The organism is Leisingera thetidis (genome assembly GCF_025857195.1).
GTDB lineage: Bacteria > Pseudomonadota > Alphaproteobacteria > Rhodobacterales > Rhodobacteraceae > Leisingera > Leisingera thetidis.
The window spans coordinates 18,756-42,504 of sequence record NZ_CP109788.1; the positions used below are offsets into that span (position 1 = coordinate 18,756).

Annotated in this window: 21 protein-coding genes; 6 read left to right on the forward strand and 15 right to left on the reverse strand. The window is 61.1% G+C overall.

Annotation, left to right across the window (positions count from 1 at the left end; translation table 11 throughout):
• Window positions 1-10: 10 nt before the first annotated feature.
• From phnY to psrA, 7 genes are all read right to left on the reverse strand, one after another.
• Window positions 11-1,462: a phosphonoacetaldehyde dehydrogenase gene (gene phnY, locus OKQ63_RS21170; RefSeq protein ID WP_264214120.1), complete on the reverse strand. Its 1,452-nt coding sequence runs from the start codon at window positions 1,460-1,462 to the stop codon at window positions 11-13.
• Between the two features lie 18 nt (window positions 1,463-1,480).
• Entirely contained in the window at window positions 1,481-2,725 is a 1,245-nt protein-coding gene (gene phnA / locus OKQ63_RS21175; RefSeq protein WP_264214121.1) for a phosphonoacetate hydrolase, read from the reverse strand.
• 80 nt (window positions 2,726-2,805) lie between these two features.
• Window positions 2,806-3,630 carry a PhnE/PtxC family ABC transporter permease gene (locus OKQ63_RS21180; RefSeq protein WP_264214122.1) on the reverse strand — a complete coding sequence of 275 codons (825 nt, stop codon included), beginning with the start codon at window positions 3,628-3,630 and terminating at the stop codon, window positions 2,806-2,808.
• A gap of 10 nt (window positions 3,631-3,640) precedes the next feature.
• Entirely contained in the window at window positions 3,641-4,390 is a 750-nt protein-coding gene (gene phnE / locus OKQ63_RS21185; RefSeq protein ID WP_264214123.1) for a phosphonate ABC transporter, permease protein PhnE, read from the reverse strand.
• Window positions 4,391-4,465: 75 nt separating this feature from the next.
• A complete protein-coding gene (gene phnC, locus OKQ63_RS21190; protein WP_264214124.1) occupies window positions 4,466-5,218 on the reverse strand; it encodes a phosphonate ABC transporter ATP-binding protein in 753 nt (250 codons plus the stop codon).
• A gap of 51 nt (window positions 5,219-5,269) precedes the next feature.
• Window positions 5,270-6,175 carry a phosphate/phosphite/phosphonate ABC transporter substrate-binding protein gene (locus OKQ63_RS21195; RefSeq protein WP_264214125.1) on the reverse strand — a complete coding sequence of 302 codons (906 nt, stop codon included), beginning with the start codon at window positions 6,173-6,175 and terminating at the stop codon, window positions 5,270-5,272.
• Between the two features lie 48 nt (window positions 6,176-6,223).
• Window positions 6,224-7,351, reverse strand: coding sequence for an iron-containing alcohol dehydrogenase PsrA (gene psrA / locus OKQ63_RS21200; RefSeq protein WP_264214126.1), 1,128 nt, complete (start codon window positions 7,349-7,351; stop codon window positions 6,224-6,226).
• A 119-nt stretch (window positions 7,352-7,470) separates the two neighbouring features.
• Here psrA and OKQ63_RS21205 point away from each other — a divergent pair, with 119 nt between their 5' ends.
• Entirely contained in the window at window positions 7,471-8,340 is an 870-nt protein-coding gene (locus OKQ63_RS21205) for a LysR substrate-binding domain-containing protein (protein WP_264214127.1), read from the forward strand.
• Between the two features lie 244 nt (window positions 8,341-8,584).
• On the opposite strand, the gene OKQ63_RS21210 is transcribed toward OKQ63_RS21205, so the two are convergent.
• On the reverse strand, window positions 8,585-10,966 hold the full coding sequence (locus OKQ63_RS21210; protein WP_264214128.1) for a mechanosensitive ion channel domain-containing protein: 2,382 nt from the start codon (window positions 10,964-10,966) through the stop codon (window positions 8,585-8,587).
• Window positions 10,967-11,000: 34 nt separating this feature from the next.
• Here OKQ63_RS21210 and OKQ63_RS21215 point away from each other — a divergent pair, with 34 nt between their 5' ends.
• The 5 genes from OKQ63_RS21215 (at window position 11,001) to OKQ63_RS21235 (ending at window position 16,420) form a co-directional block, all read left to right on the forward strand.
• Entirely contained in the window at window positions 11,001-12,137 is a 1,137-nt protein-coding gene (locus OKQ63_RS21215; protein WP_264214129.1) for a helix-turn-helix domain-containing protein, read from the forward strand.
• Window positions 12,138-12,371: 234 nt separating this feature from the next.
• Complete coding sequence (locus OKQ63_RS21220) at window positions 12,372-13,352, forward strand: SH3 domain-containing protein (RefSeq protein WP_264214130.1); 981 nt, start codon at window positions 12,372-12,374, stop codon at window positions 13,350-13,352.
• A gap of 117 nt (window positions 13,353-13,469) precedes the next feature.
• Complete coding sequence (locus OKQ63_RS21225; RefSeq protein WP_264214131.1) at window positions 13,470-13,751, forward strand: hypothetical protein; 282 nt, start codon at window positions 13,470-13,472, stop codon at window positions 13,749-13,751.
• 14 nt (window positions 13,752-13,765) lie between these two features.
• On the forward strand, window positions 13,766-14,209 hold the full coding sequence (locus tag OKQ63_RS21230) for a hypothetical protein (protein WP_264214132.1): 444 nt from the start codon (window positions 13,766-13,768) through the stop codon (window positions 14,207-14,209).
• Window positions 14,210-14,428: 219 nt separating this feature from the next.
• A complete protein-coding gene (locus OKQ63_RS21235) occupies window positions 14,429-16,420 on the forward strand; it encodes a M13 family metallopeptidase (protein ID WP_264214133.1) in 1,992 nt (663 codons plus the stop codon).
• 320 nt (window positions 16,421-16,740) lie between these two features.
• On the opposite strand, the gene OKQ63_RS21240 is transcribed toward OKQ63_RS21235, so the two are convergent.
• From OKQ63_RS21240 to OKQ63_RS21270, 7 genes are all read right to left on the reverse strand, one after another.
• Entirely contained in the window at window positions 16,741-17,295 is a 555-nt protein-coding gene (locus OKQ63_RS21240; protein WP_264214134.1) for a DsbA family protein, read from the reverse strand.
• A gap of 18 nt (window positions 17,296-17,313) precedes the next feature.
• Entirely contained in the window at window positions 17,314-17,637 is a 324-nt protein-coding gene (locus OKQ63_RS21245) for an NIPSNAP family protein (RefSeq protein WP_264214135.1), read from the reverse strand.
• On the reverse strand, window positions 17,627-18,847 hold the full coding sequence (lhgO, locus tag OKQ63_RS21250; protein ID WP_264214136.1) for an L-2-hydroxyglutarate oxidase: 1,221 nt from the start codon (window positions 18,845-18,847) through the stop codon (window positions 17,627-17,629). The genes OKQ63_RS21245 and lhgO overlap by 11 nt, the downstream gene beginning before the upstream one ends.
• Before the next feature lie 55 nt (window positions 18,848-18,902).
• Complete coding sequence (locus OKQ63_RS21255; RefSeq protein ID WP_264214137.1) at window positions 18,903-19,820, reverse strand: polysaccharide deacetylase family protein; 918 nt, start codon at window positions 19,818-19,820, stop codon at window positions 18,903-18,905.
• A gap of 61 nt (window positions 19,821-19,881) precedes the next feature.
• A complete protein-coding gene (locus OKQ63_RS21260; RefSeq protein ID WP_434086069.1) occupies window positions 19,882-20,991 on the reverse strand; it encodes a substrate-binding domain-containing protein in 1,110 nt (369 codons plus the stop codon).
• A 28-nt stretch (window positions 20,992-21,019) separates the two neighbouring features.
• Window positions 21,020-22,081 (reverse strand): ABC transporter permease, encoded by a 1,062-nt coding sequence (locus OKQ63_RS21265; RefSeq protein ID WP_264214138.1) that lies wholly within the window; start codon window positions 22,079-22,081, stop codon window positions 21,020-21,022.
• Window positions 22,081-23,610 (reverse strand): sugar ABC transporter ATP-binding protein, encoded by a 1,530-nt coding sequence (locus OKQ63_RS21270; RefSeq protein WP_264214139.1) that lies wholly within the window; start codon window positions 23,608-23,610, stop codon window positions 22,081-22,083. The genes OKQ63_RS21265 and OKQ63_RS21270 overlap by 1 nt, the downstream gene beginning before the upstream one ends.
• Between the last annotated feature and the right edge of the window lie 139 nt (window positions 23,611-23,749).

The following is a 23,749-nucleotide window of genomic DNA, read 5'->3' on the forward strand; positions in this document are numbered from 1 at the left end:
GGTTCAGGCCTCAATCGGGCCAGGGGAGCGAGTAAGTCTTCACGTTTGTGAAGAACTTCATGGCTTCGGTGACACCTTCCTTGACGGCGTTTCCGCTGTCCTTGATACCACCGAAAGGAGAGGTTTCGATGCGGTAGCCGGGTTGTTCCCAGATATTGCAGGTGCCGACCTCGAGGCCGTTGATATAGGCAATGGCGCGGCCCAGATCATTGGTGCACACGCCCGAGCTGAGACCGAATGCGGTTGAGTTCGAGATCGCCATCACCTCTTCATCATTGTCCGGCACGCGCACGATCGGGACAATCGGGCCAAAGGTCTCCTCCATCACCAATTCGCTGTCGTGAGGCACCTTGTCCACAACGATCGGCGGCAGGAGAGCGCCCCGGCGGCCCGGATTATAGAGGATCTCGGCGCCTTGGGCTTCGGCGAGGAAAACCCGCTTCTCGAAAAGCTCCGCGGCTTGAGCGTGGATCACGCATCCAAGTTCGGTCCCGGGGTCCTGGGGATCTCCGAACTTGATGGCTTTGGCTTTTGCGAGAACCAACGGCACGAATTTGCCGGCCACACTTTCCTGCACGAGGATGCGCTTGATCGCTGTGCAGCGCTGACCTGAATTGCCCGTAGCGCCCGCCACGGCGATGGCTGCCGCCTTCTCGAGATCGGCATCGCTGAGGTCATTGCAGACGATCAGCGGGTCATTGCCGCCAAGTTCCAGCGCGGTGCGCTTGTAGCCTGCCTTGCCGGCGATCAGTTTGCCGACCGGAACGCCGCCGGTGAAAGTAATGATGTCGATGTTTTCGTTCACCATCATCTCTTCGCCGATATCCTGCGGCCAACCGGTGACAATCTGGAACATTTCGGGCGGCAGGCCTGCCTCGTAAAGAATGTCGGCCAGCGCAATAGCTGTCAGCGGGGTCAACTCCGTCGGCTTGCACACCATGCAGTTATTGGTGGCAATCGACGGCGCGACCTTGTGACTGACCATATTCAGCGGGTGGTTGAAGGGCGTGATTGCTGAAATCGCCTTCACAGGCTCGCGCTTGGTGAAGATCTTGCGGTTCTTGCCGTTGTGGGTCAGGTCGCAGGAGAAGATCTCGCCGTCATCATTCAGCGCCTGAGCGGCAGCAAACTGATAGACGTCCTGGGCCCGCCTGGTTTCATAGATGGCGTGCTGGTAGCAGATACCCAGCTCCAGAGTCAGCCATTTGGCCAGATATTCGCGCCGCTCACCGATTAATTCACCTGCACGCTGCAGGATCCGGCTGCGTTCATAGCGGGTCAGCCCGGGTTTGTAGTTCGCCGCGATTTCAAAGGCCTGACGCGCATGTTGGGCCGTGCCCGCGGGCACAGTGCCGACGACCTCATCGGTGTAGGGGTATTTTACCTCGATCACCTCTTCGGTGAAGACAACCTTGCCCCCAATGCGCATCCCTTCTTCACGGATTTCAATCTTGTCTTTCATGTGCGTCAGACCTTTCAATTACAGTGCGGCCGCTTCGGTTGCGTAGAAGAACGCATCGAAGTTGCGCAGGACAGGGCGTTCCGGCAGGGCCAGCACCCGGTTACAGATGAACGGCACTTCCTGTTCGGTCAGGCCACCATGGCTCCGCAGCGGTTCCTTGAGCGCCGCCAGGTCGTGGCGGTGTTCGGAGGTGCCGATGCAGATGTTCTCGCCGGAGATCATCACAATGTCCCCGATCCGGTCCGAGGGCAGCTCAAAGGCCGCCACGGCTTGGGCATTGGTCAGCACATGGGTGATCCCTTCGGTGGCGCGCAGTTTGGCAATGATGTCCTCCTGATCCGCACCTTCGGGCAGATAGCAGGTGGCAAAGGAGCCAAGCGCACCGTGGTGAACCACATACGGGTCAGTGATCGGCAGGATCACACGCGCCGCATCCTTGCCCAGCCAGTCATCCATCAGGTCCTGGCAATAGATCACATTGGGCGACCCATCGGCGTGATGCTTTGGCTTCATCCCGTGATCCGCGGTCACGATGATCGCGGCGCCGAGCGCATCCAGCTCACCCAGGTACCGGTCGAACATTTCGTAGAAATCCAGCGCGCCCTGCTGTTCCGGAGCAAACTTGTGCTGGATGTAATCGGTGGTCGACAGATACATGACGTCCGGCTTGAACTCTTTCAGGAGTTTCACGCCGGCTGCAAAGACGAACTCGGACAATTCTGCCGAGTAAACCTCCGGCACGTCCATGCCCAGCCAATCAGAGGCATTGTCGATGCCATGCTCTGTCCTGGTGGTCTCACCCGAACGTTCCGAGGAAAACGCCACCGCGCGCTCATCGTGAAACCGAAGACCCGCCCCCAGGAGCGCGCGCAGCTTGTCCTTTGCGGTGACCATGGCGACGCGGTATCCGGCCTCGTAAAACTGAGAGAAGATGGTGGGCGCGCGCAGGAAGCGCACATCGTTCATCATCACCTCTTCGCCGCTGTCCGGGTCGATCAGGTAATTGCCGCAGATCCCGTGCACCACCGGCGGGCGGCCGGTGGCAATGCTGAGGTTGTTGGGGTTGGTGAACGACGGGATCACCGAATGGGCCAGGCGGTCCGTCCCTTCCTCGCGCATCCGCTTGAGGTTCGGCATCAGGCCCTTGGCGATGGCCACGTCCAGATAGTCCGCTTCGCAGCCGTCGAGACAAATCGCAATCGCACAGGTTTTCGGTGCAGCATAGGCACGCCCATTGGCGACAACCGGGGTATGAGTGGTCATGGGAGAGGTTCCTTCTTTTTCCAGGGCTCGCCAGAGGTGCGACGCCGGCCCCGTTTCGGTTTTCTGATTGTTGAGCTGGCTCATTTTGCCCTGTTGACGGCAGCCCGCAGCCAGCCGGACAGGAACTCTGCGACAAGAACCATTGCGATAATCGACAGGATGATGGCGGCGACCCGCAGGTTCTCAAGCTGCTGCACGTTGCGCTTGAGGTACCACCCCATGCCGCCGCCGCCGAAGAAGCCGACAACTGTGGCAGCACGGAAGGCCACATCCCAGGTGTAGATGGCGATTCCGGTGAAAGCGACGCGCACTTGCGGCACCACGGCATAGATGAGGACCTGGAACGGGTTGGCCCCTGCGGACCGCATGGCCTCCACAGGCCCCATTTCGATGGCTTCGATCTCGTCGGCAAACAGCTTGCCTGCAAAGCCGATGCAGAACATTGTCAGAGCGCTGACCCCAGCAAGCATTCCGAAGCCCAGCACCGATACGAACAGGATCGTCCAGATCGTTTCGTGAATGGCGCGGCAGGAGATGACGCCCAGCCGGCCGATGGGGAACAGGACCCGGCGGTTGGGTGCGACATTCCAGGCGGAAAACCAGGCCAGCGGGATGGCAAGGCAAACCCCGGCAAAACCACCCAGGAAAGACATTTGCAGCGTGTCGAGAATGGCGGCCAGATAGCCCCGATCCAGAACATAGGCCACATCCGGCGGATAGTAGCGGTCTCCGACCACGCCCACGAGGCCGCCAAGAGCTCCTAGCAGAAGCGGAATATCCACGTTCAGGAAGTTCAGGGAGTACCCGAGGAACAGCAGGATGATCAGCAGAGTGCCGTGTTTGTAGAGGGAGTCCGGGTATTTGAACCGGGACCATTTTTGCGGGGCGTTGATATGATCAGTCATGGCCATCTCCTTAGATCACCGCTTTGCGCAGGTAGTGCGAAATGACTTCGCCCAGGACGATCAGCAGCAGGATCGCGATGATAACCATGGAAACGCCACCATAGTTGAAGCTGTTCATTTGGCGGAAGAAGAGCAGGCCGAGACCGCCGGCACCAACCAGACCCATGACTGCCGAGCGGCGGATATTGATGTCCCATTCGAAGATCACCGTGGCCAGCACCACCGGGTAGATCTGGGGCAGGATGCCGTAGTACATCACCTGGAACTGGTTGCCGCCAACGGCACGGATCGCCTCGACAGGTTTGGCGTCGATATTCTCGATCGCCTCGGCGGTGATCTTGGAAATGAACCCCACCGAGCGCATGGCGATGGCGAGGATCCCGGGGAGCGCGCCGAGGCCGACGGCACTCACAAAGATCAATGCCCAGACGATTTCATGCACTGACCGGCTGAGAACCATCAGGAAGCGGCCCAAAGGATAGAGGATGGTCTTGCTGGGTGTGACGTTCGCAGCCCCCAGCCAGGCAACCGGCAGGGAAAAGAAACACCCCAGAACAGTGCCGACACAGGCCATCATGAAGGTTTCCAGTGTGGGCACGATCAGCTCGGGGATCAGGCCGAGATCGAGGTGCAGATAGCGGACTATTCCAGCGAAAACCCCGCTGCGGCCGCCGATGCGGGACCAATCGGTGTCTTCGATAATCGTGCCGCTGACACACCATGCAATGACCAGGATGACAGCACCCCAGATCACAGTCATTTTTGTCAGCCGCTTGCGTCTCAAGTCCAACTGGGACGCGACGCCCTGGGGATCTTGTATCGTGAGGATCATGGCTCAGAGCACCTCCATCGCATAGATCTCCTCGAGATCCTTGTCCTGCAGGGTTTCGGTTGTGCCGTCGAATTTCTTGTAGCCATCCTGCATGCCGATGATCCGGTTGCAGAATTCCTTGGCGAGCTGGACATCGTGAATGTTGCACAGGGCGGGAACCTTGAGTTCGCGGGCGATGTCCCGGATCAGGCTCATGACTTCACGCGAAATCTTCGGATCGAGCGCAGAAGTCGGCTCATCCAATAGCAGCAGCTTGGGCCGCTGCATGAGGGCGCGTGCGATTCCGACCCGCTGGCGCTGACCGCCGCTGAGTTCATCGGCGCGCTTGTTGATGTGATCGCTTAGCCCTACGCGATCAAGATAGTAGAGGGCTTGATCCACGTCTGCCTTCGGAAACATCCGGAACAGCGAGCGCAGGTTTCCAGTGTAGCCCAGCCTGCCGGATAAAACATTGTCCATGACAGACATGCGGTTGATCAGGTTGAACTCCTGGAAAATCATGCCGACATTCCGGCGCAGTTCACGCAGTTGCCTGGCATTGAGCTCGCAAACATTCTGCTCCAGCAGAATGATTTTGCCTGCCGTTGGCTCAACCAGCCGGTTGACGGCTCGGATCAGGGTGGATTTCCCTGCACCGCTTGGACCGATGATTGCAAGGAAGTCATCGGACTTCACCTCGAAATCAATGCCCTTCAAGATCTCTGGTCCCTTCGCCGAATACCTGACCTTCAGTCCGGTGACTTTCAAAACCGCCATTTGATCCTCCCTGGAAGCCCTGTCCTGCGGTCGCAGAACAGAGCATTGGCTTTACTGGTTTTTCTGGGCGTCTTTTGCCGCCTTCAGGGCGCGAATGATGTCGTAGTCCGCATCCGTCATCGCCACAAATTTGCTGGCATTCACGTTCCTGAGGTATTCCTGGCCGGCCTCGGTTTCATTCAGGGTCAAGAATGCCTGGGTAATCCGGTCAACCACTTCGTCACACAGCTTGCCGGAGACGACAAAGGGATCCTGCGGAATGACCGGAGAGGACCAAATGAGATTGTAGTCCTCCATTGCTGCCAATCCGCGATCGATCACGTTGTCCAAACGGTGTGTCGCCACAAAGGCCACGTCGACCTGACCTTCGATCACGGCAACTGCCGACAGGTCATGGCCGCCCGTGTAGACAACCCTTGAGAAGTGATCTTCGAGTTGTGCTCCGATCACTTCGGTGAACGACACCCGCGGCAGGAGATTGCCCGACGTGGACGCCGGGTCGGTCAGGCCGACCACCGTCCCCGCGAGGTCCTCAATCGTGCTGATGCCGGAGTCAGAGCGGGAAACCAGAACAGCCTTGTAGCCCGGGCCTTCCTCTTGAAAGTGGCCGGGGTGTTTTGCGTAGGTGGCAAAAACCTCCAGCGATGGATCCTTTTCCTGCGCAATTATGTAGGAATAGGGACCATGCATGCCGATATCCACGAAGCCGCCCAGCATGGCCTCGACGACCGAGGCATAAGATGTGGGCAGGTAGAACTCGACGTTCTTGCCCGTGACCTCCTTGATCTGGTTCACCATCGGCTCATAAAGGGAGAGCTCTTGTGTCGTTTCCTCAGTCGGGATCATGGAGAACCGCAGAACGTCAGGGTTCTTGCACTCCTCTGCTTGCACTGTTCCGGCCACCGCAAGCCCGGCGCCGCAAATGGCCGCTTTGATCGTTGTTCTGGTATATTTCATCTTCTCCTCCGTTGGTGTTTTGGCCTTGGCGGGCGGGCGCCTCGGGGTTCAGGTGACTTCGAAAGCCAGGCGGTTTTGCTGTTCTGCCGAGGCTAGGAAGCCGGCCTTGGTGCCGATGAAGTTCCGACCGCGTTCGCCGGCAAATGCCTGGTCAATGATCCCAGCGACCTGGTCGTCGGGAATTCGCTGATCCTTGAAGGTGCAGCCGACTCCCATCGCGTTCAGAAATCTCGTGAGCCACGCTGCCCCGGACTCCAGATCCGCACCGAAAATCTCCTGCAGGGATGTTTCCCGAAACCCGCCGATCCCCTTCATCGACCGCAGAATGGTCGGCAGGCTGAACGAGCAGGCTATCCCGTGCTGCACCCCCCAGCGCAGGGTGATCGGATAAGACAGGTTGTGAGCGATTGCTGTCTTCGTGTTCGAAAACGCCAAGCCAGCGCTGAGCGAGGCTTCGGCCAAACGAGCGCGGTAGTCCAGGTTCCCGAGATCGCCGACAAGTTTGGGGAGCGTGTCCAGAATGATTTTGGCGGCAACAACGGCATGGCGCGCCGAAACCGGGTTTGCGTTCACGTTCCAGATGCTTTCCAAGGCATGGGAAAGAGCATCCAGCCCTGTCGCCAATGTCAGGTTGTAGGGTTTTCCCAGCATGAGAGCAGGATCGATGATCGCGGTTTCAGGGTACAGTTCCGGGCGTGCCAGCGAAAACTTCTGACCGCGCGCTTCATCCCAAACTGTGGCCCAGCACGTAACCTCGCTGCCGGTGCCGGCTGTCGTGGGCACCGCGATGATCGGAATTGCGGAAAGCGCCTCCGCCCCTGTCTTTGTTTCAAGAAAATGCGCAACCTTGCCAAAATCCCCGTTGGCAGCCGCAAAGACCTTGGCAGAGTCAATGACCGATCCGCCCCCCAGCGCAACAATCACCTCTACGGGATGGCCGGCTTGGGCAAAACGGGCTGACTGATCCGCAAGCAAAACGTAATCGGGATTGGGGGCGATATCATCGATGATCAAAGCAGCCGGCCCGGCGGCCTGCACCAGTTTTTCGGCCAGATCCGTGAACGGTGCTTCAGGATAGGTGATGAGCGCATAGGCCCTGCGGCCAATGAGCTCAGGAAGTTTATTGAACCCACCATCTCCAAAAGTGATTTTTACCGGATTGCTGTAATTCCACATAAACTTCCTCACACCGTCTGTTGATGATCGATCGATCTGTTTTCGCTTGAGGAAAAGTGTGTGAGCAATCTATCTATATGTCCAATTGATTGTTTCAATCAGATCTATATGCTGAGCCTATGCTAAAATCTGAACTCCGCTCCTTTCATGCCGTTGCACAGCACTCAGGATTTTCGGCTGCCTCCAAGGTTCTCAATGTCAGCCAGCCGACGCTGTCGTCACAGGTGAAAGCCCTTGAGCAAAGGTACAGTGTCGAGCTGTTCGCCCGTCTCGGGCGCAAGGTTCAACTCACCGCGGCCGGCAAGGAACTCTTCGAGATAACGTCGAGACTTAACCAGGCAGAAACGGATGCCGAGAACCTGCTGGATTCCTTCCGCGGGCTTCACAAGGGTTCTTTGAACATCGCAGCGGTTGGACCGTTTCACGCGACGAACATGATTGTCGCCTTCAAGTCCAGGCATCCCTCGATCGAAGTCGGTGTGCGCTTTGGCAACTCGCAAAGGTGCTTTGAGCGGATCATCTCGCTTGAAGCCGACGTCGGCATCATCGCGGAAGTTCCAACTGATGCGCGTGTGGAAGTCGAACCGTACAGTCAGCACAACGTGGTCGTTTTCGTCAATTCTGAACATCCGTTCTTCAGCAGAGAGAGCATATCCCTTGACGAGTTGGACGGTCAGCCTGTCGTGCGCCGTGAAGAGGGCTCCACCACCAGGTCCGCGATTGAGGAAGAACTGAACAGGAAAGGGATAAACATCCACCCGGTCTTGGAGCTCGGAAGCCGGGAGGCCATTTGGAAGGCGGTGGAACAAGGTTTGGGAATAGGGTTCGTCGCTGATTTCGAGTTTGTGCCACATGCCAATCTTCGTGCCATCCCGATCAATGACGCTCAGGTCAAGACCGGCTACTATCTTGCCTATTTGAAAGAGAGAAAACACTCTCGGCTTATTCGCTCCTTCGCTGAAATCGCAATTGAAACAGTCGCGAGCTGACGACGTTGCTGTGCGGCCGTTATGACCTGCCCCCCGCGAAATCCTCCACCATGATGGCGTGTCTGCCCAACCCTTGCTTTGAGCCCCGGCCTTGGACCGACATAAGCTGGATTTTTCCGGCTCTGTCCCGGTGCCCGGCAGGCGGTGCTGGCATCGCCGAGAGGGGCGGATCGCGCACACCGGTGCCGGCACCCGCATCTCCGGCGCACGTGCTGCGCGTGAGGCAGGGGCTCTGCCGAGGTCCTTATGTGGCGGCCACCGTCAGATCCGGATCCCGGTCCGGGTCCTCCTTGGGCTGCGCGGCGGCTGTGGAAACCTGCCGCAAATTGACATCGCGCTGCGGGAACGGGATCTCTATCCCGGCGGCTGACAGGTCCACGTAGATGCGGAACAGAAGGTCGGACTGCGTGGTCGCCATCGTGTCGACATCCTTCAGGTAACACCGCAATTCGAAATCAAGCGCGCTTTCGCCCAGTCCCCTGAACAGCACGGCAGGCGCCGGGTAGCCCAGCAGGCTGGGTTCCTCCCGCGCTGCCTGTTCCAGGATAGCCTTGGTCTTTTCCAGATCGCTTCCATAGGCGACCCCGACAGGAATAATCAGCCGCCCCATTCGCGAGGACAGTGTCATGTTCTTGACCGTTCCGCCGATGAGGTCCTGATTTGGCACGATCACATCATGCTTGTCGAACGTGCTGATCTGAGTGGAGCGTACGGCGATTTTCTTGACGATGCCGGAATGCCCCGACACCTCGATCCAGTCACCCTCGGCGATTGGCCGCTCGATCAGCAGGATGATGCCGGAAACGAAGTTCGAGACGATGGTCTGCATGCCGAAGCCGATCCCCAGCGACAGCGCGCCTGCAACCACCGCAAGGCTCGACAGGCTCAATCCCGCGGCGGACACCGCAATCAATGCTGACAGGGTAAGGCCGGCATAGCCGATGCCGGTGACCAGCGCGTTCCGGGCCCCGGGATCCAGCCGCGTCCGCGGCAGCACGGTTTCGCGCAGGCCATGCTGAAGCCAGCGGGTGGCAACGGTCCCGAGAAAGAATACCACCAGCAGCGAAACAACCACGCCCAGCGACAGCTGAACGTCGCCGACCTGCACCCCCACGGTCACCAGCCGCCAGGCCTCGGCGACGTCGGCTGTCCGCGCGCCCCAGAAGATTGCCAGAGCAGGCATCATCGCCAATGCCAGCAATGATCCGATAATGAAAGGCAGCAGCGGCAGCGTTGCTTCGTCCTCCTGTTCCCGGCGGCCCCTGTTCACGAAGCTATGAATGCAGCCGGTGATGAGCACATAGAGGAACAACGCGAACCCCAGCAGCGCCACCGTCATCACCATGGCGTCGGAGAGATGCCGGGCCATCGGCACGTAACCGGCGAGCACCAGCGGCACGGTAACAATGGCCGTAGCCCGCAGCAGGAAAATCAGCAGCTTGACCAGCCCCCTGTTGGTCTCTGTCCGCTCTTTCCCATCAGATGAAAGCGAGGCTTCCGCCGCATCCCCGGCCAGCGCGCCGTTCAGCAGGGCGGCCAGTTTCCAAAGCAGGAGCGATACCGCGGCCAGGATTGGCACGGCGATCACCGAAATGGTGGCCTGCTCCCGGATCAGCTCAAGCGCCAGCGCCTCCACCAGAAGTTCGAAGGCCTCGACGAGGCCAAGCCCCTGGCACAAACGCAGCCCGAGCAGCGCCCGGCGGTCATCCATGCGCACCAGCCTGCGGTGCTGCGCATGAGGAGAGAACACGGTCTGCCCCAGCCAGTTCGCGACGATCATCACCAGCAGGATTTCCAGAACATACTGGCCGGTGTAATTGGTGAACTGCGATCTGATGCCCAGGACCGGCACGATGGCAGCCAGAGCGACCGCTCCAATCGAAGGAACAAGCAGGCTGCTCAGGTTGGACAGAAGAGCCCACAGGTAGCGGCGGGCGGAGCCGGCCTCCTCGAAGCGCTGATCAAACCGGCGGCTGAGTTTCGGCCGCACAAACAGCACCAGGGCCAAGCCGGCCAGGGCCAGGCCGAGCGACAGAACGATCCGCCCCTCTTTGCTTTCCCGGAATGTATTGGTTTCAAGGCTTTGCCTCACCTCGCCCAAGGTCTCGACGCTTAGATTGCTCAGCTCTTTCCGGGCCGCCGCCAGCGTTCCTGGCCATAGAATGCTGGGGAATCTCTGGATCAGCTTGCTGGTGTCCTTGCTGCGGATCAGCTTGTCCAGCTCGCGAATGAGAAGCTCAACCTGGTTCAGGCGTTCCTGCGCCTCGCGGGCCGGCCGGTTGGCTTCTGCCAGCCGCTCAGCCAGTTCGGCCCGGCGGCTGGCAATTTCCTCCGCTTCGCTTTCGCCCTCTCCGGGGGGCGGGCCAAGCGCCTTGACCTGGGCCTCGATCGTGCGGGCCTCGACGCTGCCGGACTCGGCAATGACCGATACCTGCCGCCGCAATTCGTCCAGGTCACTGCGCAGCTCGTTCAGTGCTTCAACCGACGCGGCGCCGGTTTCAATCGCAGTCTGGGCGCGCGCGATGACACCCGCAATCCTGTCTTCGGGGACAGTGTTTTGAGCTTGAACCACGCTGGTGAGGCAGACACAGACCAGCAGCGACACGGCCACGATAACACAACGCATCAGCTTCCTCCGGCTAATCATTCGATGGCCCCGCTTGCGGTTCCAAAAAATGACTGCAAGTCTACCCGCCGGCACGTGTGCCGCAAGCCCGGGCTGCGGAGCGACTGATTTGCGGGCTTTTCGAGCGGCCGCGCGGCTTGAAAAAATCAGCCGCAAGTCCATCCTGTCTCACAGCGGAACGGCGGAAGGGTATGCGGCCATGCTCACTTATCATCGGTCAGTTTGGGTTGAGGACGCTGACCCGAAGGGAAAGTACAGTGAGCTGACACTGCGCCCGGAAAGCAAGATCAAGATGCACGCGGGCCGGAACCGCCGCGCTGCGGTGGCGAAGACCACATCGAAAACAAGCGGAACCCGCCTTCTGGCTGTGACCTCCACCGGGCATGATATCGAAGTGGATGACGAAGGTTCGGTAACCATCATGCTGCCGCAATCCGGCGACGTTTCAGTGCAAATGCAGAACCGTCCCTTTCACGCCGGCGCTGGAGAAGGTCTGGCGTTCGGCCCAAGCCGCCGCAAGACCTCCGTCAGGGCCGCGTGCGGCAGAGAATTCGCGGCTTTCATGCTGAAAGCGCCTGTGGCGCCGCCGGATCCCGGACAGCCGCTGCCTTGTCTCCGGGGCGGGATCCCGAATTTTGGCCTCAGCGCCGACGCCGCCCGCAGCCTCTCGGATCTGATCAGATATGTCATGACCGACCTGGCTTCCCGGAACCCTGTGCTGGCGGACCCGAGGGCCGCGCAGCTGATTGATGCGCTGATTGAACAGCATCTGAAATCAGCGCTGGAGGTGAGGCCGGAGGAGCAATACCTGCCCCTGCCTGCATCGGACCCGCATTTCCGGCGTGCCGTGGATTTCATGCACGCGCACTGCTGTGAACCGCTGCAACTGGAAGATATTGCAGGCGCTTCCGGCATCAGCTGCCGGACGCTGCAACGGGTTTTCCGCCGCGCAACAGGTGGTACCGTCTGGGCCTGTCTGACGTCTATCCGCATGAGCCAGGCCCGCAGTATGCTGATGTCCGGCATCCCCGTCAGCGTCACGGCTGCGGCGTTTGATTGTGGAATTGCGCATCTGGGACGCTTTGCCCGCCAGTACCAAAGCGCTTACGGAGAGCTGCCGAGCCAGACACTTAAGCGTGCGAAAGACCGGGCGGGCATGCCAGGCCGGTGACTGCGCAATTCGGATAGCGATTGGCCGGATTGGGATAGTTGGCTTCTTTTCAACTGGATAACATGATAACATGCATATGGGAGACACCTTTTTGGGTGTGCGCCCCAAGCAGGACAATTCGCATGCTCGTGGCCGGGTCCTTGCCAAGCTGAGTTCAGGCCATTGGTGTGTCAGATCCACGGTAGGGCTGGGCGGTTTTCATGCCGTGCGGCTTTTCATGATGGGAAGTGCCAAATGCCATTGAACAAAATCATACTGATGTTTGCCCTCTGGGTGCCGTCCAGCCTTTTGTCCCAGCCGATTGAGGAACAGCGTGTGAGTTTCGCCGCCGGAACATCCGGCGCGACGATCGAGGCGCAGATCACCGGCCGTGAAATGACCGACTACCTGCTGGGGGCCGGCCAGGGCCAGACCATGACGATCCGCTTTCAGCCGGACAACCCCTCTGCCTATTTCAACCTGATGCGCGGCGACGGCCCGGAGGCCATTCACATCGGCTCGGTTGCGGGCAACAGCTACCAGGGGGTGCTGCCAGCGTCCGGCGACTACCGCATCCGGGTGTATCTGATGCGCAATGCGGCGCGCCGGAACGAAACGGCGGATTATACCCTGAACATCTCGATCGGCGGCAGCGCCGCCAGCCCCCAAGCCCCCGGCGCGGACTATGCTGACGGGCTCAGCGGCGGTCCGGACTGGTGGCAGGTGACCGGGCTGACGGCCGGCGATACGCTGAACGTCCGCGCCGGCCCCGGCACGTCCCATGCCGTGGTCGGCGCCCTGGCCAATGGCGACAGCGCGCGCAATCTCGGCTGCCGGATGAACGGCGAGACGAAATGGTGCCAGATCGAGGTGCCCGGCGATCAGCCCTTTGCCGGCTGGGCCGCCGGCCGCTACCTGCGCGAAGGATCAGCGCCCGGCAGCGCAAGCTCTGGAGCGGCAAGTGACGCAAGCGGCCTGATCCCCTGCGCCCTGTCGCCGGACCAGCCGATGACCACGTGCAAGTTCCGCGTCTCGCGCGGACAAGGAGGCACAGCAAGCGTCTGGGTGGCGCTTCCGGCGGGCGGCGAGCGCTATCTGGATTTCCGCGACGGCCGCCTGGTCGGCAGTGACCCGGGCCTGTCCGTGCAGCAGGAAAAGACGGGGGATCTGAACCGCGTCCGCATCGGCGGGTCGGAACGGTACGAACTGCCGGATGCCGTTCTGTACGGCGGTTGAGCCCGATCAAAATCGCAGAAAACAACAGACAGGAGGCGAAGCGGAAAAATCCAGCCCGGCACCGTGCAAGCGGTCAGGCTTGGCAGACAAGATCATCAAGGGAGGAGGCCCGAACTCATGAAACATGGAAAACTGAAGTCCTTGGCAGTCGCGGTTCTGATTGCCGCAGTTGCCCTGCCGGGCCCAAGCGTGGCTTTGAGCGATGAGGACAAAGCCAAACTTGTCGGCGCGCTGGTCGGGATCGCGATTGCAAAAAAGGTTGCCGAGAACCGGCAGGAAAAGAAAGCACGCGGCGAACCCTACCAGCCGGCGAATGGCGTGATGTGCCTGCCTGAAGTCCGCAAGTGCTACTGGAATAACCGCTATTCCTCGCGCTGGACCCATCATGAGTTCGACTGACAGGAGCCTATGACATGACATATATGCATATTCCCGCAATAGCGGCCGCACTCCTCTTTTCCGCCGAAACCGCCATCGCGCAGTCCGGGCTGGATCCTGCGGTCGAAGCGGACCTCGCGGTCACCGATTGGGTCGACCATGTTCTGGGAGACGGGTTCGACGCGCCGCATCGCAACATGCTGAAATCCGTCGCACATCAAATGGCGGTGGCCGGGGTGTGCCCGGGTTTCAATGTGGACCAGGACAAGGCGGGGGCTGCACTTGCCACAGTGGCTGAAGGCCACAGCGAGGACGACGAGGACTTTGAAGCGGTTCAGGCCGCTCTCCTGATGTCCTTGGGGGCTTACATCGGCTTTGGCCGCGCAGCTCATGCGATGGATCCGGATGGGTTTTGCGCTCATGCCGAAGAGGAACGGAACGGTGAAGAGGCACCGCATCTGATCTACGCCTCCAACTGAGATGCTGCCGCCCGGCGCCACCGCCGGGCGCAGGCCGATTTGCCAGGCAAACTGCTTGGCTTAACCCTCCGGCGGCGGTGTGCTGCCTCGTCGCCGCCCGCCGGAGATCACAAATCCAGGTGCGTCGCCAGGGAGTCTGCCTTGCGTTTTTTCCGCCCTTTGTCTGCAACCGCTGTATCTGCTCTGCTCGCTGCTGGCGCGGCTGCGCAGGAAGCCGGCTTGCCCGAGCCCGGCCCGGATGACCTGGTGTTTTCAGTCGAGAACATGGACCTGAGCACCGCCCCTGCAGAAGATTTCTACCGTTACACATCGGGGGGCTGGCTTGACCGGGTGGAGCGGCCCTCGAAATTCGCAGGCTTTGGTGTCTTCACGATCATGACCGACAGGCTCACCAAGCAGGTTGCGGCAATGGCGGCTGAAGCGGGGCAAATGGCGGCAGAGGCGCCGAAGGGGTCGCCCACCCAGCTGGTTGGCGATTTCTACAACGCCTTCATGAACGTTGAAGCGATAGACGCGGCCGGCATCGAACCCATCCGCGGCCTGCTGGATGATGTCGAGAACGTTGCAACCTTTGAAGAACTGACGGTCATCATGGCGCAGCAAGCCGCCATCGCCGGGCCTGGTATCTTTGCCATGTTCGGCCCGTCGCAGGACCCGGCTGACGGCACCAGGCATGCCATGTTTGCTGTCGGCCCGTCTTTTGGTCTCGACCGGCACTTTCAGGAGGCGCTGCGGGGCGCTGAGGACAGCGCTGCGCTGATCGCCTACCGGACCTTCATCAATGACCTGCTGCTGGCAGCCGGATACGCCCAGGAGGAAGCGTCGCGGGTCGCGGACCTGTCGCTGGGGATCGAACGCAGAATTTACAGCTCCTTCCTGACCCCGGCCGAGGCCAAGGATCCTGCCAACAAATACAACAGACTGCCCTACGACGAGGTGAAGGCACTGGCGCCGGAGCTGGACCTCGACGCTTACCTGAGCACAATCGGCTTTGACAAGCCGGACTGGTTCTACATGTATGAGCCGCGGGTTCTGCCGATGCTGTCCGAGGTTTGGCGCACCACCCCGATCGAGGATCTGAAGGACTATGCCGCATACCGGATTATCGAGAATTTCGCCCCCTTCCTGGCAAGCGGTCTGCACGAACCGGCCCTGAGTCTCAACGAAGCGCTGCTTGGCGCGCGGTACGATCCGCCGCGGCAGGAACGTGTCTACCAGCTGCTGCTGAAAAACCTTGGCCACCCCGCCAGCCAGCTTTTCGTCGAAAGATACTACTCAGATGAAACCAAGGCCGAGATTCTCGACATGATCGAGCGCATCAAGGCCGTCTTCCACACACGGATCGAAAACAGCGACTGGCTGTCGGAACCGACGCGCGTGGCGGCTTTGGAAAAGGTCGATAAGTTCTACTACAAGGCGGGCTATCCGGACACCTGGATCGACTACAGCAGCGTCGATATCGGCGCTGACCCGGTTGCCAACATGATCGCGCTTGGCCGTTTTGACATGCAGCGCCAACTGGACAAGTTGACCCGGCCGCCCGAGCACGATGAGTTCAGCGGTGAATCGACCCTGCCGATCGCGATGAATGCGGCCTACACGCCGACGATAAACGGGTTTGAAGTCACCGCTGCCATCACCCAGCCGCCGGCTTATTCTTCGGATATGGACGCGCCGCTGAAATTCTGCCGGATGGGGGCGGTCATTGGCCATGAGATGACCCACGGCTTCGACTTTACCGGCCGGAATTACGATGCCAACGGCAATCTTCGTGACTGGTGGACACCGGAAGATACCGAAGCCTTCATCGCCGAAGCAAAGAAGCTGATCGATCAGGCAAATGCCTATGAGGTCCTTCCCGGCGTCTTCATCAACGGTCAGCTGGGCGTCGGGGAAAACATGGCCGACGTCGGCGGCATCACATTCGCCTACGAGGCGCTTATGCAGTATCTCGAAGACCATCCCGAGCAGAATACCGAGATTGACGGCTTGACGCCGGCTCAGCGGTGTTTTGCGGCCTGGTCCCAGCTCTGGACAATGAAGGCAACCGATACCTATCTCAGGACAATCACGCTGAATGACGGGCACGCGCCGGATTTCTACCGGTCGGTTGCCGCTCTGCAGCACGTAGATGCCTGGTACGATGCCTTCGGTATCGAAGAGGGAGATCCGATGTGGCTGGCTCCCGGCAAACGGTCGCGCGCTTGGTAGGCAAATCGAAAGGTGGCTGGACGATGCTGGCCAAGGGCGGGATTTCGTAAAGGAAAATTTCCTTGGCCTCGCACCGGAAAAACAGCATTCCCGCTTCGGGCGTCTCTGGCCCGCTATTCCGCAAGTGCAACAAAGGCCGGTCTGTACTCGATCCGAACCGTTGCACGTTTCCCGGAGATGGAAATTGTACCGGGTTGGAGACCACAGGCATCTGCAAAGGGTGACAGGGCAAGGAAGTAACGGGAAGCGTCCTGCAGGCCTTTGGCCGCCCCCAAGGCTATCCTGCTGCAGTAGAACTAGCCGGGCTGCAGGATGCGGACTTATTGCGGGAATACTTCCCGAAGCCAGTCCGAGACGGCATCGCCGCTGCCCATTTGCGGTCTCACCAAGCCATCGATCATGAAGGTAGGCGAGACGTGGATTCCATTCTGACGCGCATATTTGCAATGCCATTTAATTTCGCGGTCCAGATCGGGGAGAGCAAAGGCGGCGGCCAATTTTAGACCGGAAATGTCTTCGAGCCGGGCGATGATCTCGCGCGGCGTGGCGTCCAGATTGGGGCCGCTGCAATGGTCCTTGAACTCGAACGCATCGCGATGTGCCGCCACTGCCGACAACACGCGGCGTGCGGCCGTCTTGCCCTGATCCAATGTTGAGGCGGCGATGATGCAGCGGGTGACGACGCCGGAAAACATATGCCAGGGCTGGGAGAGCAGCCGCAGCTTTACGGTGATGCGATCATCCCCGGCCTCGGCCAGCAATTCATCGAGCTTGCCGAAAGCGCGCGCCGAAAACGGGCAAGTGGGCTCCAGAAACATCTCAAACACGCGTGGGCCGTGGCCCCAGTGAAGCGGATCAGCGTGCCAATGGGACATGGTGGTCTCCTTTCAATCCTAGTGCGGGGGTGTCCAGAATGCGGCCGGGCGCAACAGGGTATTGTGCTGCTCGGTTTGATAGCCAAGCGCCGCCCCCCGCGTCCGGTATTCGAGCCAGTCGGGATCCTTGTAGAGCGCGGCGCGGCGGGCTTGCCGGTCGGCGGCGTCGCGGTACTGCCAGAGGTGGACATAAGAGTTCACATCGCCGGTCTCGACTGTGCCATAAAACAGAGGCTCCCCCAAATGACGCCGCTGTGCGTCAAACCCGTTTTCGGCGTAGAAATCGAGTTGCCGTCTCATCGTGCCCGGGCGGCAGCGGTAGGTGCGCAGATCATAAAGCATGGGCAGGGTCCTTCAGCTCAAAGAGGCGCTTGGCCTCGTTGCGGATGTGTTCGGCAATGGGGATCGCCGAGGTGGCAGCGGGTGAGGGAGCGTTGCAGATATGAATGGTGCGTGCGGTACTGCGGATCAGAAAATCATGCACCAGCGTGCCGTCGCGCATCACGGCCTGTGCCCGAATGCCTGCCGGATGCGGCTGCAAATCGCTCAACTCAAGCGCGGGGCAATACCGCTGGCAGGCCCGGAGGTAGCGACGGCGGAAAGCAGAATTGGCCATCTCTGTCAGGCCTGAGGCCAGGTTTGCCCCGAGCGTGCGCCAAAAACCCGGAAAGCGCGCCATCCCGGCCAGGTCACGGGGCGAGGCCGCCAGTTTGCCGTATTTCTCGCGCGCGAGGCTGAGCACGGCATTGGGGCCGACAGTGACATAGCCGCCGATCATCCGTGTCAGGTGAATGCCGAGAAAGGGCAGGCCGGGGTCGGGGACCGGATAGATCAGATGATTGACGATTGTGTCGCGGCGCGGTGCAAGGCGGTAGTACTCTCCCTTGAACGGAACAATAGCAAAGTCATCAGCCAAGCCGCACATCCCGGCCAGCCGGTCGGCATTGAGGCCGGCACAGGCAATCAGGCGGCGGGTCTTCAGCCGCTGCCCGCTGGCCAGCGCCAGAGTGACGTCATTGGCGGTTTCCGAGATCCCGGTCACCTCGGCGTTGCGGGTGATCTCCCCTCCGGCGCCGGTAAACAGTTCCGCCATCTTGCGCACTATCGCGCCGTAATCGGCAATGCCGGTGGCCGGGCTGAGCAACCCGGCCCGGCCCGCGATATTGGGTTCCAGCTCGCGCAGTTCGCCGCCCGGGACCGGGCGGACGCTGAGCCCGTTTTGCCGGGCCCGGCTGGTCAGAGCGGCCAGCCGGTCCTCTTCCAGCGGCGAGGCGGCCACCAGCAGTTTGCCGCATTGCTCAAACGGCAGCTGATGCTCGCTGCAGAAACGGACCGTGGCCTCCAGCCCGCGGCGGCAGAACTCTGCCTTCAGGCTGCCGGGGGCGTAGTAGATGCCGGCATGGATAACGCCGCTGTTGCGCCCGGTCTGATGCAGAGCCAGCGCCTGTTCCTTCTCCAGCACCCTGACCGAAAGGCCGGGCCAGGCGCGCTGGATTTCCAGGGCTGTTGCAATCCCGGCAATGCCGCCGCCGATGATGGTGATGTCGGTCATGTCATGACTTTCGGTTGTGGCCGGGCACGGCGGAAGCCCGCGCCCGGCGCGGCGATCATGCAATCGGTTCGATCTTCTGCGCGCCGTTCCTGCGCTCCCATTCGGCCCATTCGTCATGCGGGTTCGGATCGCGGAGGATGCTGGGATCGGACAGGGCGAAATCGGCGATATCGTCCTTGCGCATCACCACCACGCCCTTGTGCCTGAGCGCATATTCCAGGAACCGGTCCAGCGACTTGACCCGGTAGGGGCGGCCCTGCACCCGGTCATGGGTCGAGATGGCCATCATCCGGCGGCGGTGTCCGGCCTCCTCGTACAGCTGGTCGAATTCGTCCTGCAGCTGGCGTTCATACTCGCTCGTGGTGAACTTGTAGCCCTCGAACTGGATGATGTCGTTCAGGGTCACCGAGTAGGGCACGACGGCAAAATCCCTGTTCCTCACGGGGATCACAAAGGGCTCATCACGGCTGACATCGTCGATGTGATACTTGAAGCCTTCGTCCTGAAGGATTTTCAGCGTGTTGATCGTGCCGCGCATCGCAGCGCCGTTGTAGCCGACAGGCGCAACCCCGGTGGCGCGTTTGATCGAGGCGACGTTGTCGGCGATGAAGCGGCGCTCTTCCGCCTCTTGCAGGTCGACCTGCATGATCCAGTCGCGCCCGTGCGCGGCGGCCTCGTGGCCGCGCTCGACGATCTCCTTCGCCACCTCCGGGCTGCGGTCGACGGCGCTGCCGACCATATGCGAGGTCACTTTGATCCTGTGCTTGTCCCACAGATCCAGCATGCGCTGGATGCCTTCGACATATCCGTAGCGGTACCAGCTCTTGGTCGGGAAGTCGGGATAGGCAGGATCCATGTCGATAAAGCCCGAGAAGGGGCCGCCGGGGCCATAGGGGGCTTCGCCGCCGGCTTCGAACTGCATCGAGATCGAGATGACAAGCCGGGCGTCATCGGGCCAGAAAGTCTTGGTCATGTGGTTGCTCCGATTGGAAACTGGAAAAGGGGCGCAGCCCGCGGGCCGCGCCAGTGGGGGATCAGTCGACGCCCCAGATGCCGCGATAGACGTCGCGGTATCCGTTGCCCGGGTCATAGGAGAGGCTGGCGCCGCCATCCTCCTGAATGTTGTCCGGCGTGAAGAGGTGGACCGGGACAACGAAGCCGCTGTCGGCCTCGCCTGCGAATGCCCGGTTCATTTCATCAACGGCCTGCCAGCCATGCAGGTTCAACGGTTCGGCCACAGTGGCGTATTGATAGAAGTTCTGCTGGATGCGCTGGAACGCCGCCTCGGATCCGTCGCCGGCCGAGATGTTGCGCGGCTGGCCGTCCTGGGGCATGCCGGCCGAGATCAGGGCCGGGGCCATGAAATCGTATGGCAGGTCGTTGATGGTCAGCGAATAGGTCCAGTCGCCGCCATAGCGCTGCAGCAGCGCATTGGTCAGCGGCGGCATCCGGGTGCTGGCCTCTGCCAGCGGCGTATCTTCGACCGACAGGATCCGGCAGCCTTCACAGGCATTGATGATCCCGGCCATGGCATCGGATTTTGCAATCGCGATTTCATAGGCACTGTCGGTGAAGATCACGACACCCGCCGTGCCGTTGCTGTCGGCCACGGCCAGCGAGGCGGCGGCGCGGGAAATTTCAAGCGGGTCGGTGGTGATATTGGTGAAGATCGGATGCGTCTGCGACGGTCCGGCCGAGGCGGTGGAATGCCAGCCCACGATCCGGATGCCTGCCGCGGCGGCCTGGCGGATAGCTTCGGCCTGTTCGTTGGCGTCCACCGTCCCCAGGATGATCCCGTCCGGCTGCAGGGCAATGGCCTGCTGCATGGCCGAGGACCGGCCCGAGACGCTGCCTTGTCCGTCAATCACGCGGACCTCCCAGCCGATGGCGGACGCGGCTTCCTTCACGCCTTCGCTGACGCCGAGGGCACCGCCGTTGCGCTGATCGGCAGAGACATAGACGATGGTCTTGCCAGTCTGGGCCGCGGGGCCCGATGCCGGTCCGGTCCAGGGCGGGTTGGGCTTGGCGGCTTCGGCGGCAAAGGCCTTGGCGCCGCTGACCGCATCGGCGGCGGCCGGAAGCCCGGCCAGCGCGGTGCTGGCCATTAGGGCTGCGGCGAACAGGGGTTTCACTGCGTTGGTCATGCGTTCTCTCCTCCGTGAACGGGTCTGATCAAGACTTCTTGGGGTGCGGGGTCCGGGCGGGGGGCCTCGCCTTGCGGACCGAACTGCGTTTGCGCTGCGCATATCCGGCAATGCCGATGGCGATCAGCAGCATGGTGCCGTTGAACAGGGGTTCGACATAGAAGGCGCCGCCCAGCTGCTGGATGCCCGAGATGCCGACGGCCAGGATGATCACCCCGACCAAGGTGCCCCAGACATTCACCCGCCCCGGTTTGATCGTTGTCGAGCCCAGGAAGGCGCCGACGAGTGCTGGCAAAAGGAATTCGAGGCCGACGCTGGCCTGGCCGATCCGCAGTTTCGCGGCCAGCACCACGCCGGCAAGTGCACCGATCAGCCCCGAGGCAATGAAGGCGCCGATCACGAAACGGCGTGTGCGGATGCCGTTCAGCTCAGCGGCGCGGGGATTGGCACCGATGGCATAGAGGTTGCGGCCAATCGGCAGGTAATCGGTGATCACCCAAAGGATGACGGCGATGACAAGCACATAGAAGGCGGCCACCGGCAGGCCAAAAACCGTTGCCGTGTATATCCCGGTAAAAGCCTCGGGCAGTGCCCCGATGACCTGGCGGCCCCCGGTGTACCAGAGGGCCAGCGCATAGATCACCGTGCCGGTGCCCAGTGTCGCGATGAAACTGTCGATTTTCGCAACTTCGACCAGCAAGCCGTTCAGGGCGCCCAGCAGGCAGCCGCCCGTCAGAACAATCAGCACCGCAACAGGCCAGGACAGCCCGTAATCGGTTTGCAGGCTGATGGCGAGGACATGCCAGATGACGATGCCGTAACCCACCGTCAGGTCAATCCGGCCGGTCATCATCGGGAGCATCGCCGCCAGTGACAGCAGCGCGATGACGGATTTTTCCCCCAGGATCGCGCGCAGATTGAGGAAGGTCGGAAAGGTTTCCGGCAGGATCAGCGAAAACAGGATAATCAGCAGCACGGTCAGGACCGGCAAGCCGTAGACCGGCAGCAGCCGGATCAGGCGGGCGCCGAAAGACAGGCCGTCGAGTTCGGCCGCAGTTGGTTCCAGCGCATTGGATTCCAGGGATTGCATCAGTTCTCCTCCTGACGGGCCGGCTCCATCGAGGCGGCGTTCAGCAATGTTTCGATCGAGATGTCCGGCTGGCTCAGCTCCGTCACGATGCTGCCATCGTGAAAGACGCAAGCGCGGTGGCTGAGCGCCGCGACTTCTTCGAAATCGGTGGAAATGAGCAGCACAGCCAGACCGTCATTCAGGGCGCGCGCCAGCAGCGCGTAGATATCGGCCTTGGAGCCGACGTCGACCCCGGCGGTCGGATCCTCGAGGATCAGCACTTGACCGCCCACGGACATCCATCGGGCCATGACGACCTTCTGCTGATTGCCGCCGGACAGCGTTTCAATGGGCGCGCAAGGGTCATTGGGGCGGATGTCGAAGGTGCGGCCAATGCGGCGCGCCTCGGCGGCCTCGTCCGCAGGCGTGCGGAAATCTCCCAGGCCGCGCCCGGTCAGGCCGGGGTTGAGGAACAGGTTTTCCTGGATGCTCAGCCCCGGCGCCACGGATTCGGCGTTGCGGTCGCCCGCCACCATGCAGATGCCCTGCCGGATGGCCTCCTGGGGATGCGCGGCGTGAAAGCGGGTGCCATCGGCCAGCCGGATCTCACCCGACTGCAGCGGGGTGCGGCCGAAAAGCACATGGCCGACCGCGTCTTGTCCGGCACCGCGCAGCCCGACAAGGCCCAGAACCTCGCCCCGCCGCAGCTCGAAACTGACCGGGCCGGCATCTTGCGTCCGCACGCGGTCCAGCCGCAGCACGCAGGGCGCGTCTTCGGGGGGCTCGGTGTGAATAAAGACATCGTCCAGATTGCGGCCGATGATCAGCTGGATCAGGCTGTCGGCATCCAGCTTGCCGATCGGTTCATCCCCGGCCAGGAAACCGTCGCGCAGCACCACGGCGCGGTCCGCAATGGCAAACACCTCGTCCAGACGGTGCGAGACGTAGATCATCGCCACACCGTTGCTGCGCAGGCGGCAGAGCACGCCATGCAGCATCTCCACATCCGATTGCGGCAGCGATGCGGTGGGTTCATCCAGCACCAGAAGCGTGGCCTTGCGGGCCAGGGCGCGGGCGATGGCGACAAGTGACTTCTCGGTGCGCGTCAGATCCTGCACCCGCATGTCCGGATCTATGCTGTCGGAGACTTCAGCCAGGGCCTTGAGCGCGTTTTCGCGTGCCTGCGGCCAGTCGATCAGCCCGAAACGCCGTGGATAGCTGTTTTGCATCAGGTTGATATTTTCGGCCACGGTCATCCATTCGATCAGACCGAGATCCTGGTGAATGAAGGCGATGCCGGGATGAGCGTCGCGCGGATCGAACCGGCTCTCCCTGAATCGGAAGTGGCCTTCGTCGCTTGCGTAGACCCCCGCGAGCATCTTGATCAGTGTCGATTTCCCGGCCCCGTTTTCGCCAAGAAGCGCGACAATCTCGCCTGTGTTGACCGCAAAGCTGACCTTGCTGACAGCCTGTGTCCCGCCAAAGCGCTTGCTCACGCCTGCCACGGACAATACCGGCCCGTTCGCAGAAACTGCGTTCTCCAGTGCCATTTTGAATCTCCTCCCGAAATACCGCCGCCAGTGATGGCCTGTAATCGACAGTATTTATTGATGTTGCCTTTTCCGGACGCGTCCCGCATTCGGTAATCGGACAATTTTTTTTGATTATCGGACAAGTGCTGGATAAGCT